At 52.9% G+C, this 13,294-nt stretch carries 14 protein-coding genes and 1 other RNA gene; 12 read left to right on the forward strand and 3 right to left on the reverse strand.

The window, feature by feature from the left end; genetic code table 11:
* The first annotated feature begins 729 nt into the window (after nucleotides 1-729).
* The 10 genes from RAHAQ2_RS19410 (at nucleotide 730) to RAHAQ2_RS19455 (ending at nucleotide 7,949) form a co-directional block, all read left to right on the forward strand.
* A complete protein-coding gene (locus RAHAQ2_RS19410; RefSeq protein WP_015698861.1) occupies nucleotides 730-2,022 on the forward strand; it encodes an MFS transporter in 1,293 nt (430 codons plus the stop codon).
* A gap of 190 nt (nucleotides 2,023-2,212) precedes the next feature.
* Entirely contained in the window at nucleotides 2,213-2,989 is a 777-nt protein-coding gene (exuR, locus tag RAHAQ2_RS19415) for a transcriptional regulator ExuR (RefSeq protein ID WP_015698862.1), read from the forward strand.
* A 383-nt stretch (nucleotides 2,990-3,372) separates the two neighbouring features.
* Nucleotides 3,373-4,056 carry a DedA family protein gene (locus tag RAHAQ2_RS19420; protein ID WP_015698863.1) on the forward strand — a complete coding sequence of 228 codons (684 nt, stop codon included), beginning with the start codon at nucleotides 3,373-3,375 and terminating at the stop codon, nucleotides 4,054-4,056.
* The gene (gene mzrA / locus RAHAQ2_RS19425; protein ID WP_015698864.1) at nucleotides 4,053-4,433 is read left to right on the forward strand and encodes an EnvZ/OmpR regulon moderator MzrA; all 381 of its coding nucleotides are present in this window, start codon (nucleotides 4,053-4,055) and stop codon (nucleotides 4,431-4,433) included. The genes RAHAQ2_RS19420 and mzrA overlap by 4 nt, the downstream gene beginning before the upstream one ends.
* Nucleotides 4,434-4,567: 134 nt before the next feature.
* Nucleotides 4,568-4,945 (forward strand): DUF1090 domain-containing protein, encoded by a 378-nt coding sequence (locus RAHAQ2_RS19430; RefSeq protein ID WP_015698865.1) that lies wholly within the window; start codon nucleotides 4,568-4,570, stop codon nucleotides 4,943-4,945.
* Nucleotides 4,946-5,092: 147 nt separating this feature from the next.
* Nucleotides 5,093-5,395 (forward strand): ElaB/YgaM/YqjD family protein, encoded by a 303-nt coding sequence (locus RAHAQ2_RS19435; protein WP_013577208.1) that lies wholly within the window; start codon nucleotides 5,093-5,095, stop codon nucleotides 5,393-5,395.
* Nucleotides 5,396-5,397: 2 nt separating this feature from the next.
* Complete coding sequence (locus tag RAHAQ2_RS19440) at nucleotides 5,398-5,805, forward strand: phage holin family protein (RefSeq protein ID WP_015698866.1); 408 nt, start codon at nucleotides 5,398-5,400, stop codon at nucleotides 5,803-5,805.
* Nucleotides 5,802-6,086, forward strand: a complete 285-nt coding sequence (locus tag RAHAQ2_RS19445) for a YqjK-like family protein (protein ID WP_015698867.1) — start codon at nucleotides 5,802-5,804, stop codon at nucleotides 6,084-6,086. Before RAHAQ2_RS19440 ends, RAHAQ2_RS19445 begins: the two co-directional genes overlap by 4 nt.
* A 239-nt stretch (nucleotides 6,087-6,325) precedes the next feature.
* A complete protein-coding gene (locus RAHAQ2_RS19450) occupies nucleotides 6,326-6,718 on the forward strand; it encodes a DoxX family protein (RefSeq protein ID WP_015698868.1) in 393 nt (130 codons plus the stop codon).
* 247 nt (nucleotides 6,719-6,965) lie between these two features.
* Nucleotides 6,966-7,949, forward strand: a complete 984-nt coding sequence (locus tag RAHAQ2_RS19455) for a glutathione S-transferase family protein (RefSeq protein WP_015698869.1) — start codon at nucleotides 6,966-6,968, stop codon at nucleotides 7,947-7,949.
* A 41-nt stretch (nucleotides 7,950-7,990) separates the two neighbouring features.
* Here the strand turns inward: RAHAQ2_RS19455 and RAHAQ2_RS19460 are convergent, their stop codons facing one another.
* Entirely contained in the window at nucleotides 7,991-8,896 is a 906-nt protein-coding gene (locus RAHAQ2_RS19460; RefSeq protein ID WP_015698870.1) for a LysR family transcriptional regulator, read from the reverse strand.
* Between the two features lie 110 nt (nucleotides 8,897-9,006).
* Between RAHAQ2_RS19460 and RAHAQ2_RS19465 the strand changes: the two genes are divergently transcribed.
* A complete protein-coding gene (locus RAHAQ2_RS19465) occupies nucleotides 9,007-9,711 on the forward strand; it encodes a pirin family protein (protein WP_015698871.1) in 705 nt (234 codons plus the stop codon).
* 173 nt (nucleotides 9,712-9,884) lie between these two features.
* Here RAHAQ2_RS19465 and rnpB read toward each other — a convergent pair.
* Nucleotides 9,885-10,263, reverse strand: an RNA gene (gene rnpB / locus RAHAQ2_RS24695) — RNase P RNA component class A.
* Between the two features lie 25 nt (nucleotides 10,264-10,288).
* Nucleotides 10,289-11,158: a 16S rRNA (cytidine(1402)-2'-O)-methyltransferase gene (gene rsmI, locus RAHAQ2_RS19470; RefSeq protein ID WP_015698872.1), complete on the reverse strand. Its 870-nt coding sequence runs from the start codon at nucleotides 11,156-11,158 to the stop codon at nucleotides 10,289-10,291.
* 61 nt (nucleotides 11,159-11,219) lie between these two features.
* On the opposite strand from rsmI, the gene RAHAQ2_RS19475 reads away from it, so the two are divergent.
* Nucleotides 11,220-13,256, forward strand: coding sequence for a penicillin-binding protein activator (locus RAHAQ2_RS19475; protein ID WP_015698873.1), 2,037 nt, complete (start codon nucleotides 11,220-11,222; stop codon nucleotides 13,254-13,256).
* Nucleotides 13,257-13,294 lie beyond the last annotated feature (38 nt).

The following is a 13,294-nucleotide window of genomic DNA, read 5'->3' on the forward strand; positions in this document are numbered from 1 at the left end:
GTACTCAATGTGACAAAAGACCCGTTGTCGCTTTATTTCGGCTTTATTACGCCTTTCACCCCGTCCCGCCATCTGCTCTGCCAGGGCGGATCGCCGCACTGCAAGGCACAGGCGATCGGTTCGTTCATCCGTTGTACAGAGCATCTCTCATAAGCAAACAAATAAGGTCGTTCATTAACTGTTCGTTTTAAATGTGATCGTTTCGTAAAGTTGTCACACCAATTACGTTTCAATATTCAGGTTGTCATTGTTAATCCTTCACGGAAAAGTGTGAAGCGGATCAACTTAAAAGCACTTTTTATTGTAAAATCAAGTAAATAAGTCTGTAGTTAAAAAACTTAAGTAACCACACAATTTAAATGTGGTTTTGTGATGTCATTCAAATTTTAAATCTGTATGACAAGTTATCTTTGCTTCGCCCGGACAAGAGCGTCAGAGATTACCTGCCACGTCCTTTCGCTGTTGCCCGGGCAAAACACTTCCCGGGCGCAACCCGCCCCACGGCGAAGCAGTAATTCTGGTGTTCAGGACGTTCATCGGATTCTTACGCACAGATAACTATAAAGAAGTGCGTAATAACACGGGCAGCTCCCAGTGAAATCATCTGGCGGCGACGTTCCCGAAAATACTTTAAGGAAAGCCAGAACTCCATGCTTGTTCAGGTGGTGCGAAATACGCCCTGACAGCCTGACGCTGTCATCGCCGGATTATTTACTGGGAGAGAGTTAAATGGGTAAGATTAAAGGGTTACGCTGGTACATGATCGCCCTGGTCACATGCGGCACTGTATTAGGTTATCTGACACGTAACGCCATTGCGGCTGCAGCGCCAACGCTGATGAGCCAGTTAAACATCACCACACAGCAATATTCATATATTATCGCCGCCTATTCCGCCTGCTACACCCTGATGCAGCCGGTAGCCGGTTACGTTCTCGACGTCATGGGCACCAAAGTCGGTTACGCGATGTTCGCTATTATGTGGGCCATCTTCTGTATGGCGACGGCGCTGGCAAGCAGTTGGGGCGGCCTGGCCATTGCCCGCGGTGCCGTGGGTATGGCAGAAGCCGCCATGATCCCTGCCGGCCTGAAAGCCAGCAGCGAATGGTTCCCGGCAAAAGAACGTTCTATTGCCGTCGGTTACTTCAACGTGGGTTCATCTATTGGCGGGATGATTGCGCCGCCGCTGGTCGTCTGGTGTATCGTGATGCACAGCTGGCAACTGGCCTTCATCATTACCGGTGCGATGAGCCTGATCTGGGCGCTGGGCTGGCTGGTCTTCTACAAGCATCCTAAAGATCAGAAAAAACTCAGCAATGAAGAACGTGATTACATTCTGGAAGGTCAGGAAGCACAGCATCAGACCAACAACGGCAAGAAAATGTCTGCCTGGGAAATCCTGCGCAACCGTCAGTTCTGGGGCATCGCGCTGCCACGTTTCCTGGCAGAACCTGCCTGGGGGACGTTCAACGCCTGGATCCCGCTGTTCATGTTCAAGGTGTATGGCTTTAACCTGAAAGAAATCGCAATGTTTGCCTGGATGCCGATGCTGTTTGCGGATCTCGGCTGTATCCTGGGCGGCTATCTGCCACCGTTATTCCAGAAGTACTTCAAAGTGAACCTGATCGTTTCCCGTAAAATGGTCGTGACCATGGGTGCGGTTCTGATGATTGGCCCTGGCATGATTGGTCTGTTCACCAGCCCTTACGCCGCGATTGCTTTATTGTGTGTCGGCGGTTTTGCTCATCAGTCACTGTCCGGAGCGCTGATCACCCTGTCTTCCGATGTGTTTGGTCGTAACGAAGTGGCGACTGCCAACGGGCTGACCGGTATGGCAGCCTGGATGGCAAGTACCATGTTTGCTCTGGTGGTCGGTGCGCTGGCCGATACTATCGGTTTCAGTCCGCTGTTTGCTGCTCTTGCGGTCTTCGACCTGCTCGGCGCCATCATCATCTGGACCGTCTTGCAGAACCGTTCTGCAGTAGAACCTGTCCCGGCCCCGCTGAAAACCGCAAAAGCCTGAGATCCTGTTCGTCAGCCCGGTAAGTCTCTTTACCGGGCTTTGCATTTTTCTGACATTTCTTCCCTGCCTTTGTGGCCAATGCACGGTGCATCAACCTTTCGTAAAACGTATACTGGCACTTGTATAATAAGTTCACAGGTCTGTCCGACACTCACTTCTTACAGGTTTCACTACTTTAAAGAGCACTCATATGGAATCCACAGACACCAGACGCCTCTATCAACAACTGGCTGCCACGCTCAAGGAACGCATCGAAACAGGCTTATATCCGGTGGGTGAGAAGCTACCCGCCGAACGTCTGATTTCAGATGAAATGGATGTCAGCCGCACGGTCGTGCGTGAAGCGATTATCATGCTGGAAGTTGAAGGTTATGTGGAAGTCCGTAAAGGGTCGGGAATTCATGTGATGTCAAATCAGCAGCGCCACCTTGTTGTGCCCGATAGTGGCAGCGAGTTTGGCACCGCCGGTCCGTTTGAGCTGTTACAGGCACGTCAGCTGATTGAAAGTAACATCGCTGAATTCGCCGCCACCCAGGTCACGAAGCAGGACATTATGCGTCTGATGGAAATTCAGGAGCACGCACGTCAGGAAGACCGTTTCCGCGATTCAGAATGGGATTTGAAATTCCACGTACAGGTCGCACAGGCCACGCAAAACAATGCGCTGGCGACCATCGTTGAGAAGATGTGGAGCCAGCGTTTGCATAATCCTTACTGGCGCAAACTGCATGAACACATCGATGAGAAGTCCATTGAGAGCTGGTGCGAGGAACACGATCTGATTTTGAAAGCGCTGATCCGCCGTGATCCGCACGCCGCTAAACTGGCGATGTGGCAACATCTGGAAAACACCAAACAAATGCTTTTCCGCGCCACCAGCGATGATTTCGAGTTTAACGTAGACCGTTATCTTTATTCAGAAAACCCGGTTGTTCATCTCGACCCGCCGCTCCTCAATTCTAAATAAATTCCCCTTAAGGCAGGTTAATTCCCCGAACCTGCCTTTTTACTGCCTCTGCTTTTTCCCCGCCAGTCCTGTCAGGCACTGTCGAGTAGTGTCAGCCAATGTAAAACCTTTTTCCATAACGTGCTTCAGACTTAAATGATCAGTCTCAACGCGCTATATTTACCTGTCTGAGTTATTGTTATTTTGTTACAGTTAGACCACTTTTTTTACCCGTTCAGGCCGCGTGAAACAGGCTATGAGACGCGTAAACCCCCGAACAATTCATGACCAGAAAGCCCGCCAGGGAAGAGGCGACCTTATCAGCAAAACAGGCAGCGTCGAGACGATTTCTCCGCTGATGTTTTTCGCTGACCCACTGAAAATGATGGAGTTTTACAACACCGATGGAAATTATCAGTTCGCTTATCGATGCCCTCTGGCAGCAAGATTATAAAACCCTGGCTAATCCACAATTAGTCTGGGCTTTGTACCTGATTTTATTCATGATTATTTTTCTGGAAAACGGTTTGTTGCCTGCGGCTTTTTTGCCGGGCGACAGCCTGTTGATCCTTGTTGGCGTTTTGATCGCCAAAGATGCCATGAATTTCCCTTTAACCATTTTCCTGCTGACCAGCGCCGCCAGCCTCGGTTGCTGGCTGAGTTATGCTCAGGGGAAATGGCTGGGCAACACCCGGATAGTACAAAGCTGGCTGGCGCATTTACCCGTGCATTATCATGAACGTGCGCATGCGCTATTCCACAAGCACGGTCTTTCCGCTTTGTTAGTCGGCCGTTTTCTGGCCTTTGTGCGCACCCTGCTGCCTACGATTGCCGGTCTTTCAGGCCTGAGCAACAGCCGTTTTCAGTTTTTCAACTGGGTCAGCGGATTATTGTGGATCCTGATCCTGACCTCGCTGGGGTATTTCCTCGGTAAAACCCCGCTGTTTCTGAAATACGAAGATCAGGTGATGAATTGCCTGATGCTGCTCCCTGTTTTGCTGCTGGTCGGGGGTCTGGTCGGTTCGATTGTCGTGCTGTGGCGCAAAAAAAGCGCAGACCGCCAGAACAAAGGCAAAAACGCATCATGAACCGCAGATTGCTCAAACGTTCATTTATCTGGCCTCTGTTGATCATACTGGTGGCTGTCGCCATGATCGGGCTGACGGTATCACGCCTGCCGGCACAGGCCGGTACGCTGCAAATCCGCCCTGCGAGAGCAGGTGTGGCATTACCCGATGGTTTTTATGTTTATCAGGGACTGAGCCAGCACGGCATCCACATCAAAAGCATTACGCCGCTAGACAATGCGTTGGTGGTCCAGCTAGACACTGCCTCACAACGCAAGATGGCCGAAACCGTATTGCAGGACATTTTGCCTGCCGGATTCGTTATCCAGTACTACGAACCGCCACATGCTAAGGCCTGGATAGCTAAATCGGATCGTGACCCTCTCAGGTTTGGATAAGGCAATACGAAGGCTTTGCCTCATATCACCACACATTCAGTGATGATATTATTTAAACGCGAGTTATTCACCAGTCCCATCTACAAAGGGAATTAAGTGTCACACTCACTTAAACGTCAAAAGGAAACCCGACGATGAAAATGACTTTATCTGCCCTCACTCTTGTTCCTGCATTGCTGTTCACCACTGCCGCTTTTGCCGCACCTCAGCCGGAAAGTTGTGTGACCAGGCAACAGGAAATCCAGAAACAGATCGACGAAGCCCGGGCGCATAAAAACCAGAACCGCGTTGACGGCCTGGAGAAAGCATTACATGAAAATAAAGCGCATTGCACCGATGCGGGTCTGAAAGCAGACAACCAGAAACGTGTGGAAGAGAAACGTGAAAAAGTTGCCGAACGTGAGCAGGAGCTAAAAGAAGCTCAGGCGAACGGTGATCACGACAAAATCATCAGGAAACAGCAAAAACTGGAAGAAGCAAAGTCTGAGCTAAAAGAGGCTGAAGGCCATTAACCGCTTTTCAGTCTGACAGATTTTGCCTCACACCCTGGCGGGTTCTCAGCGATCTTGCCTTTTGAAACAGACAATTCGCATTTGCGATCACCTGAATATCCGCTATGTTAAAAGTTCGAATCAGTTAACGTATGGAGTGACTTACACATGGCTAGTAATACATCAGAACAACTGCGCGCTGAACTCAAGTCATTGGCAGATACCCTGGAAGAAGTTCTCCAGACCTCTACCGATAAGCCGAAAGCTGAACTCGATAAACTGCGTGGTAAAGCAGAATCCCTGCTCAAAGATACCCGCGAGCGTCTGAGTGATACAGGCGACAAAATTGCCTACCAGACCAAAGAAATTGCCGGCAAAGCCGATGATTACGTGCATGAAAAACCCTGGACGGGCGTCGGTATTGGTGCCGCCGTCGGTGTTGTGATTGGCGTTCTGTTAGCCCGCCGCTGATTATGGCTGAACCAATCAAACCTGCGCCACAAGGACCGGGTAAAGGGCTGTTTGACATCGTTTCCCGTATCGCCACCGTGGTGGTGAGCATTGTTGAAACGCGTGTCCGGCTGGCCGTGGTTGAGCTGGAAGAGGAAAAGGCCAATATTTTCCAATTGCTGCTCATGGCTGGCATTACCCTGATATTTACCGCCTTTGGTCTGATGAGTTTGCTGGTTGTTTTATTCTGGGCCATTGACCCGGCCTATCGTCTTACGGCGATAGCAACCACGACCGGCGTGTTGCTGCTTCTGGCGGTGATCCTGGGCGCGATGACGCTGGCGAAAGCCAAACGTTCAACACTGCTTAGCCTCACCCGTAAGCAACTGGACATCGATCGTGCCCTGCTGGAAAAGGATGACGAGCGATGAGCATTCCGAACCGTGCTGTCGAAAAAGTCAGGTTGCTGCGCAAAATTGAGCGTCAGCGAGGCGAGCTTTCTCAGGCCGGTTCTGACTGGCTGGATGCCACCGAGAAAGCGGATCACTACTGGGTAAAACTCGTGGAAATGCGTAAATATCTGGTCGTCGGCTCAAGCCTGCTGGCCGTTTACGGTATCCGCCATCCCAGCGCAGTCATTCGCTGGTCACGACGTGCTTTCGGCATCTGGGGCACCGTGAAATTGTTCCGTAAAACCATCGGCAATAAATAGCGCCCCCCCCTTCTGCAAAAAGGGCTGATTGGAAAACAATCAGCCCTTTTCTTTTTGAATAACAATCCGCTGGCTGTTCAATTTATTTGAATCATTCAGACAGATTTACTTGCTAACATAACTTATTCATCCGACTTATTATCTCGTCATCAACTGATGCGGTAACGGCAGGAAATATTTTCCGTCCGGACCGATAACACTTTTAACCCAATTTGGGCACATTACTTTCGGAGTCGAAGATGAACAAGTTACACGACACAGCTTTACTGGTTGCCCGTATCCTGATGCCCGTTCTGTTTATTGTTGCAGGCTGGGGCAAAATTAACGGTTATACCGCGACTGCGGGTTACATGGCTTCCATGGGCGTGCCAAGCTTCTTCCTGCCACTGACGATCTTATTAGAGTTTGGCGGCGGTCTGGCAATCTTGTTCGGCTTCTTTACCCGCACCACCGCGCTGATCACGGCAATCTTCACTATCCTGACGGCGCTGATCTTCCACACTGATTTTGCACAGGGCGTGAACCAAATGATGTTCATGAAAAACCTGTCTATCGCGGGGGGTTTCTTCGTCCTGTTTGCTTCCGGCCCGGGCGCATTCAGCATCGACCGCCTGATCAAGAAAAACTGGTAATTGCTCCGACACCAGGGAGCAACAGCTCAGCTATAATTCAATAAGACACTATGTCAGACCTGCAGGGCGATGTGATTTATCACCTCGCCCTTTTTTATGACTTATCTGTAAATCTCCCCTAAATCATTCGAGTTGCATCAAGGCGGCAACTGAGCAAATCCCCGGGAGCATACAATGGTATGTGACTGGGGTTTGAGAAGGCAGCCAACGCAGAGGCAGCTCGAAGGATGATGGGGAAGGAGGAAAAATGGGGCAATTAGTCAATGGCGTTTGGCAGGACACCTGGTACGACACCAGATCAACCGGCGGTCATTTCAAACGTTCAGCAGCACAGTTTCGCAACTGGATAACGCCTGACGGCGCGCCAGGCGAGCACGGCGTTGGCGGCTTTACCGCAGAACGTGACCGTTATCACCTGTATGTTTCACTGGCCTGCCCGTGGGCGCACCGTACCTTGCTGATGCGTACCCTGAAAGGGCTGGAAGATATTATTCCGGTATCTGTCGTGCATCCGCTGATGCTGGAACACGGCTGGACGTTTGGCACCGATTTCCCGGCTGCGACGGGCGACGATTTGTATCATCTGAATTATGCTTATGAAATCTATCTGCGCGCGCAGAATGATTATACTGGCCGCGTCACCGTGCCAATCCTGTGGGATAAAAAGCAGCAGACCATCGTCAGCAATGAATCCGCCGATATCATCCGCATGTTCAACAGCGCGTTTGATGCCGTGGGGGCCAAAGCCGGGGATTATTATCCCGAGGCGTTACGCGCAAAGATTGATGAGATTAATGAGTGGGTGTATCCGCAGATTAACAATGGCGTGTATAAGGCGGGTTTTGCGACATCTCAGGACGCCTACGACGAAGCGGTTGACGGCGTGTTTACCGCGCTGGCACGCGCCGAGGAATTGCTGAGCAAGCACCGCTATCTGACCGGCAATCAGCTGACTGAAGCCGACCTGCGTTTGTGGACCACGCTGGTACGCTTTGATCCGGTGTACGTCACCCACTTCAAATGCGACCGCTACCGCATCAGCGATTATCCGAACCTGTATGGTTTCCTGCGCGATATCTACCAGATGCCGGGCATTCGTGAAACGGTGAACTTCGCGCATATCCGCAATCACTATTTCCGCAGCCACGCGACCATCAACCCGTATGGCATTATTTCCACCGGACCGGCGCAGAATTTAGAGTCTGAGCATGGCCGGGATACCCGTTTTTGATTTCGTTCTGCACCTTCCCCTTTCACAAGGGGAAGGACACATTACTTCACTTCCCGCGTTGCCAGTAGCTTAGGAATTTCACGCAGGAACCAGGCTTTCGCCTCGCCCATACTGTCGCGACGCCACGCCATAATAATATCGATTTCACGGTTATATTCCGCACTAACGACCCGCAATCGTCCTTCCTCGATATCTTTCTCGACCATCGGATAAGGCATCGTCGCCACGCCTAAGCCCGCCAGCAACGCTTTACGTTTCTCTTCAAGGGTACTGACCGTCAGGCGCTGCTGTTTATCCAGTAACTGAACGGTTAACACCGGACGCTCACGGGCAGTATCCGCCACGGCAATTCCGCGGTATTTAACCCGGCTGACTTCAGACAGCGGTTCGGCTTCAAGATGGATCGGGTGATCCGGCGCGGCCACGTAAATGCTGACCAGCTTATACAGCTTGCGGCTGTTAATTTCGGTGGAAGAGCGGAAATGCATATCCGGCGCGATCACAATATCCGCCCGGCCTTGCTCAAGACGTTCCCACGCGCCAGCCAGCACTTCGGTTAACAGGGAAACCTGGGTGTTGGCTTTCAGCGCCAGCTTTTCAATCAGCGGGAACAACTGCGCGGCAGGGGATAATGCTTCACAAACGATGGTGATATGCGTTTCCCAACCGCGGGCCAGTGCTTCGGCATCCACCGTTAGTTTGTCTGCGGCTTCCAGCAACACACGCCCGCGTTCTAGCAACATCCGGCCAACATTAGTGAATTTTGTCCGATGACCTGAACGGTCAAATAACACCACATCCAGCTCTTCTTCCAGTTTCTGCATGGTGTAGCTCAGTGCAGACGGGACGCGGCCCAGCTCATCGGCAGCAGCGGCAAAACTGCCCCTGCGGTCAATCGCATCCATGACCCGTAATGCTTCCAGTGTGAGTGCGCGATCCTTAGCCATTCTCTTCTCTTTCAGGAAATTTGAATATGGCGACCAGATTAACTGGCTAACAATCACACGTCCAGACGCTTACCATTTATACATCGAAATTTTTAAGAGAGGCCACCGCCATGATTACCAGCAGAACGGCAAAAGAGTGCGGTACCGCTGACTTTGGCTGGCTCCAGGCACGGTATACATTTTCCTTTGGCCATTACTTTGATCCCAAGCTGATGGGTTATGCGTCCCTGCGCGTCCTGAATCAGGAAGTGCTGGCTCCCGGCGCCAGTTTCCAGCCGCGCACTTATCCGCGCGTGGATGTGCTGAATCTGGTGTTACAGGGTTCGGCGGAATACCGCGACAGCGAAGGCAACAGTATCGCAGTCAGCGCCGGTGAGGCGGCATTGCTGTCGACGCAGGCGAATGTCAGTTACAGCGAGCTGAACACCAGCACGACTCAGCCACTGACGAGGATGCAACTGTGGCTGGATGCCTGTCCTGCACAAGAGAATCCGCTGACGCAGAAAATGACGCTGCCGGAGACGACGCATTTCCTGCTGGCTTCACCGGACGGGGAAAAGGGTAGCCTGCAACTGCGGCAAAACGTGTGGATCTACCAACTGAACCTGGCGGCGGGTGAGAAAATTACCCTGCCGGTTCGCGGACCACGCGCGTATTTGCAATCTATTCACGGGCAGATTCATGCACAGGGCTCGCTCAACCACGCATCGCAAAAACTGGCCTGCGGCGACGGCGCGTTTATCCATCAGGAAAACAGCCTGACCGTTTCTGCCAGCACGCCATTACGGGCACTGCTGATTGATATGCCGGTGTAGAACGTCCCCTAAATCATTTAAATTGCAGGAAGGCGGCAAACGCATGAATCCCGATGAGCTTACTGAAGTAAGCGATTCGGGTGATTAAGAGCAGCCAACGCGTCGGCAGTTTGAATGGTGACGGGGAAAAGGTGAAAGCCCGCGTAGTTAACACTACGCGGGCTTTCTTTTGACGAGGGAGTTGACCGTTAAGCCGGGTTCTGTCGTGGACAGTCATTCGTCTAGGCCAGCAATCGCTCACTGGCTCAAGCAGCCTACCCGGGTTCAGTACGGGCCGTACCATGTGAACCCCTATTTGGCCTTGCTCCGGGTGGAGTTTACCTTGCCACGAACTGTTGCCAGCCGCGCGGTGCGCTCTTACCGCACCCTTTCACCCTTACCTGATCCCGCTTGCGCGGGCCATCGGCGGTTTGCTCTCTGTTGCACTTGTCGTAAGCTCGCGCTTCCCAGGCGTTACCTGGCACCCTGCCCTATGGAGCCCGGACTTTCCTCCCCTCCTTCTGTCTCCCCCGAAAGGGACGGCAAAGAAGCGGCGACTGTCTGGTCAACTCCGCGGCGGATAATAGGGTATTACGCCCTATTTGTCACCCTCTTGCTCATCAAGCGCGTATTTATACAACGCATTCTTCTTCACACCGTGGATCTCAGCGGCCAGCGCGGCGGCTTTTTTCAGTGGCAGCTCTTTTTGCAGCAACGCCAGTGTACGCAGGGCTTCCGCCGGTAGGGCTTCGGTATCGATCTTATGACCTTCAACGATCAGCACCATTTCGCCGCGTCTGCGCGTTTCGACTTCCTGCACCCACGCCAGCAGTTCGCCCACCGGCGCACCGTGAATATTTTCCCAGGTTTTGGTCAGCTCACGCGCCAGCACGACATAACGCTGCGGTCCCCAGACGTCGACCATATCCTGCAAGCTGTCCAGCAGGCGGTGCGTGGATTCATAGAAGATCAACGTGCGCGGTTCTTCGATCAGTGCCTGCAATGTATCTTTGCGGGATTTGGTTTTGGCGGGCAGAAACCCTTCGTAACAGAAACGGTCTGAAGGCAAACCGGCGGCACAAAGCGCAGTGATCGCCGCACAGGCACCGGGTAACGGCACCACACGGATACCGGCTTCGCGGCAGCGGCGCACAAGGTGATAGCCGGGATCATTGATCAGCGGCGTACCGGCATCCGAGACCAGCGCAATGGTCTGGCCTTCCTGCAATTTCGCCAGTAAATGCTCGGCTTTCTGCTGTTCGTTGTGGTCATGCAGCGGGTACATTTTTGCGCTGATCGCGAAATGTTGCAGCAGCAATCCGGTATGGCGGGTATCTTCTGCAGCAATCAAATCTACACTGTTCAGTACGGCCAGCGCGCGTTGGGTAATATCCCCTAAATTGCCAATTGGCGTCGGTACGATATACAGCGTTGAGGCAGAAATATCTGCTTGATCGTCTTGATTCATTGTTTCATCCGGATTGCCGATTTAATATTGAGCATCTTAAAAAAACATCACTGGAAACTGAATGCCTTCCTCAATGACCTTTCGTACCCGTTCGGGACGTTTACTCCCTGCCATTATCGTGGCGATGCTTCTCGCCAGCTGTTCAGGTCAGGCGCCGCAGGCACCGACAGAAAGTGTCCAGGGTGCAGCTTCCGGCAGCTCTGACTATTATTTGCAGCAGGCGCAGCAAAGCGGTGATGATAACAAGGCTGACTGGCAATTGCTTGCAGTGCGTGCCCTGATACGCGAAGGCAAAGCGCCTCAGGCGGCGGAACAGCTGGCTAAAGTGCCGCAAAATCTGACTGCCGCCCAAACCGTCGAACAGCAACTGACCCGTGCAGAAGTGCAGGTAGCGCTGAAAAATTATCCGGCAGCGGCCAGCAGCCTGAGCCAGTTGGATCCCCACAATCTGACCAACGATCAGAGAGCCCGGTATTATCAGGCGCAAATCGATGCCAGTCAGGGCCGTGTCAGCCTTGGCGTGATCCGCGCCTATATCGCACAGGAGCCACTGTTACAAGGCCAGCCGCATCAGGACAACATTGACCGCACCTGGATGGCGCTGACGCAGATGTCCGCGCAGGACGTCAACAGTATCGTGATCAATGCGGATGAAAATACGTTGCAGGGATGGCTGGATTTACTCAGCGTCTGGCAAAGTAACAAACAGGATCCTGATCTGCTGAAAGCCGGGATTAAAGACTGGCAGCGCCGCTATCCGGTGAATCCGGCGGCGAAAAGCCTGCCGACTCAGCTCAATAATGTGCTGACCTTTCAGCCTGCCTCAACCGGCAAAATTGCGCTATTTCTGCCAATGAGCGGCCCGGCACAGGTTTACGGGAATGCCATTCAGCAAGGCTTTACTGCCGCCATGAACGGTCAGGCCAGCCAGCCAGCTCCGCAGGCAGCACCGGCTGTTCCTGAGGCACAACAACAAGATCCGGCAGACCCGAACGCCGTCGTCAGCACATCCGCACCGGATGCCAGCGCGCAAAACACCCCGCCGCAAACCGATCCTTCTCAGGCTCAGCCCGCCGCCACACCGGCCCCTGCGCCGGTCGCCAGCAGCACTGCGCAGGTGAAAGTGTATGACACCAATGGTCAACCTCTGGCTACGCTTCTGACACAAGCTCAGCAGGATGGCGCAACGCTGGTTGTCGGCCCGCTGCTGAAAGATCAGGTGAACGAACTCTCTTCTGACCAGACCCCGCTGAATGTTTTAGCGCTGAATCAGCCAGAAACTGAGAAAAACAGCCCGAATATCTGTTACTTTGCGCTCTCGCCGGAAGACGAGGCACAGGATGCCGCGCGTCACATGTGGTCTGAGCAGAAACGTATGCCACTGTTGCTGGTGCCGCGTGGCAACTTCGGCGATCGTATCGCGCAGGCTTTTGCCAACGAATGGCAGAAACTGGGCGGGCAGACCGTGCTCAAGCAAAGTCTCGGTTCAGGCAGTGAATTGCGCTCTTCTATCGGCAGCGGTATCCGCCTGACCGGTACGCCGGTCACCGCCAGTGATGCATCCGCGCCGGCACAAGCGCAGGGGGTCACGATTGGTGGCATTACCATCCCTGCGCCGCCGACAGATGCACAAATTACGCAAGGCAGCACAGGTGGCGCCGTGGATTCCGTCTACGTTGTCGCGACACAAAGTGAACTGACGCTGATTAAGCCGATGCTGGATCTTGCCGTTAGTGGCCGTTCACATCCGTCAGTCTATGCAAGTTCCCGCAGCTATCAGGCAGGTGCAGGGCCGGACTACCGTCTCGAAATGGAAGGCGTGCAGTTTAGCGATATTCCGTTGCTGGCAGGCGGCAACCCGGCGCTGATGCAGCAGGCAGCCGCGAAATTTGGTAACGACTATTCGCTGGTTCGTCTCTATGCGATGGGGATCGATGCCTGGGATCTGGCAAATCATTTCTCCCAGATGCGCACATTGCCTGGCTTCCAGGTTTCCGGCAGCACCGGCGAGTTGAGCGCCAACAGCAACTGTGTGATCCACCGTAAATTGCCATGGCTGCAATACCGTCAGGGCTCGCTGGTGCCAGTTTCTTCTTAAGAGAAAACTGAAACAGCATGACAGAGATCGGAATTCTC

The sequence above is a fragment of the Rahnella aquatilis CIP 78.65 = ATCC 33071 genome (assembly GCF_000241955.1).
GTDB lineage: Bacteria > Pseudomonadota > Gammaproteobacteria > Enterobacterales > Enterobacteriaceae > Rahnella > Rahnella aquatilis.

Excerpts from the sequence above, each read along its gene's own strand:
- RAHAQ2_RS19435 (WP_013577208.1), top strand. The coding sequence starts at position 5,093 with ATGGCTAGTAATACATCAGAACAACTGCGCGCTGAACTCAAGTCATTG.
- RAHAQ2_RS19440 (WP_015698866.1), top strand. The coding sequence starts at position 5,398 with ATGGCTGAACCAATCAAACCTGCGCCACAAGGACCGGGTAAAGGGCTG.
- RAHAQ2_RS19465 (WP_015698871.1), top strand. The coding sequence starts at position 9,007 with ATGATTACCAGCAGAACGGCAAAAGAGTGCGGTACCGCTGACTTTGGC.
- RAHAQ2_RS19475 (WP_015698873.1), top strand. The coding sequence starts at position 11,220 with ATGCCTTCCTCAATGACCTTTCGTACCCGTTCGGGACGTTTACTCCCT.
- RAHAQ2_RS19410 (WP_015698861.1), top strand. The coding sequence starts at position 730 with ATGGGTAAGATTAAAGGGTTACGCTGGTACATGATCGCCCTGGTCACA.
- rsmI (WP_015698872.1), bottom strand. The coding sequence starts at position 11,158 with ATGAATCAAGACGATCAAGCAGATATTTCTGCCTCAACGCTGTATATC.
- RAHAQ2_RS19455 (WP_015698869.1), top strand. The coding sequence starts at position 6,966 with ATGGGGCAATTAGTCAATGGCGTTTGGCAGGACACCTGGTACGACACC.
- RAHAQ2_RS19445 (WP_015698867.1), top strand. The coding sequence starts at position 5,802 with ATGAGCATTCCGAACCGTGCTGTCGAAAAAGTCAGGTTGCTGCGCAAA.
- exuR (WP_015698862.1), top strand. The coding sequence starts at position 2,213 with ATGGAATCCACAGACACCAGACGCCTCTATCAACAACTGGCTGCCACG.
- RAHAQ2_RS19460 (WP_015698870.1), bottom strand. The coding sequence starts at position 8,896 with ATGGCTAAGGATCGCGCACTCACACTGGAAGCATTACGGGTCATGGAT.
- RAHAQ2_RS19450 (WP_015698868.1), top strand. The coding sequence starts at position 6,326 with ATGAACAAGTTACACGACACAGCTTTACTGGTTGCCCGTATCCTGATG.
- RAHAQ2_RS19430 (WP_015698865.1), top strand. The coding sequence starts at position 4,568 with ATGAAAATGACTTTATCTGCCCTCACTCTTGTTCCTGCATTGCTGTTC.
- RAHAQ2_RS19420 (WP_015698863.1), top strand. The coding sequence starts at position 3,373 with ATGGAAATTATCAGTTCGCTTATCGATGCCCTCTGGCAGCAAGATTAT.
- mzrA (WP_015698864.1), top strand. The coding sequence starts at position 4,053 with ATGAACCGCAGATTGCTCAAACGTTCATTTATCTGGCCTCTGTTGATC.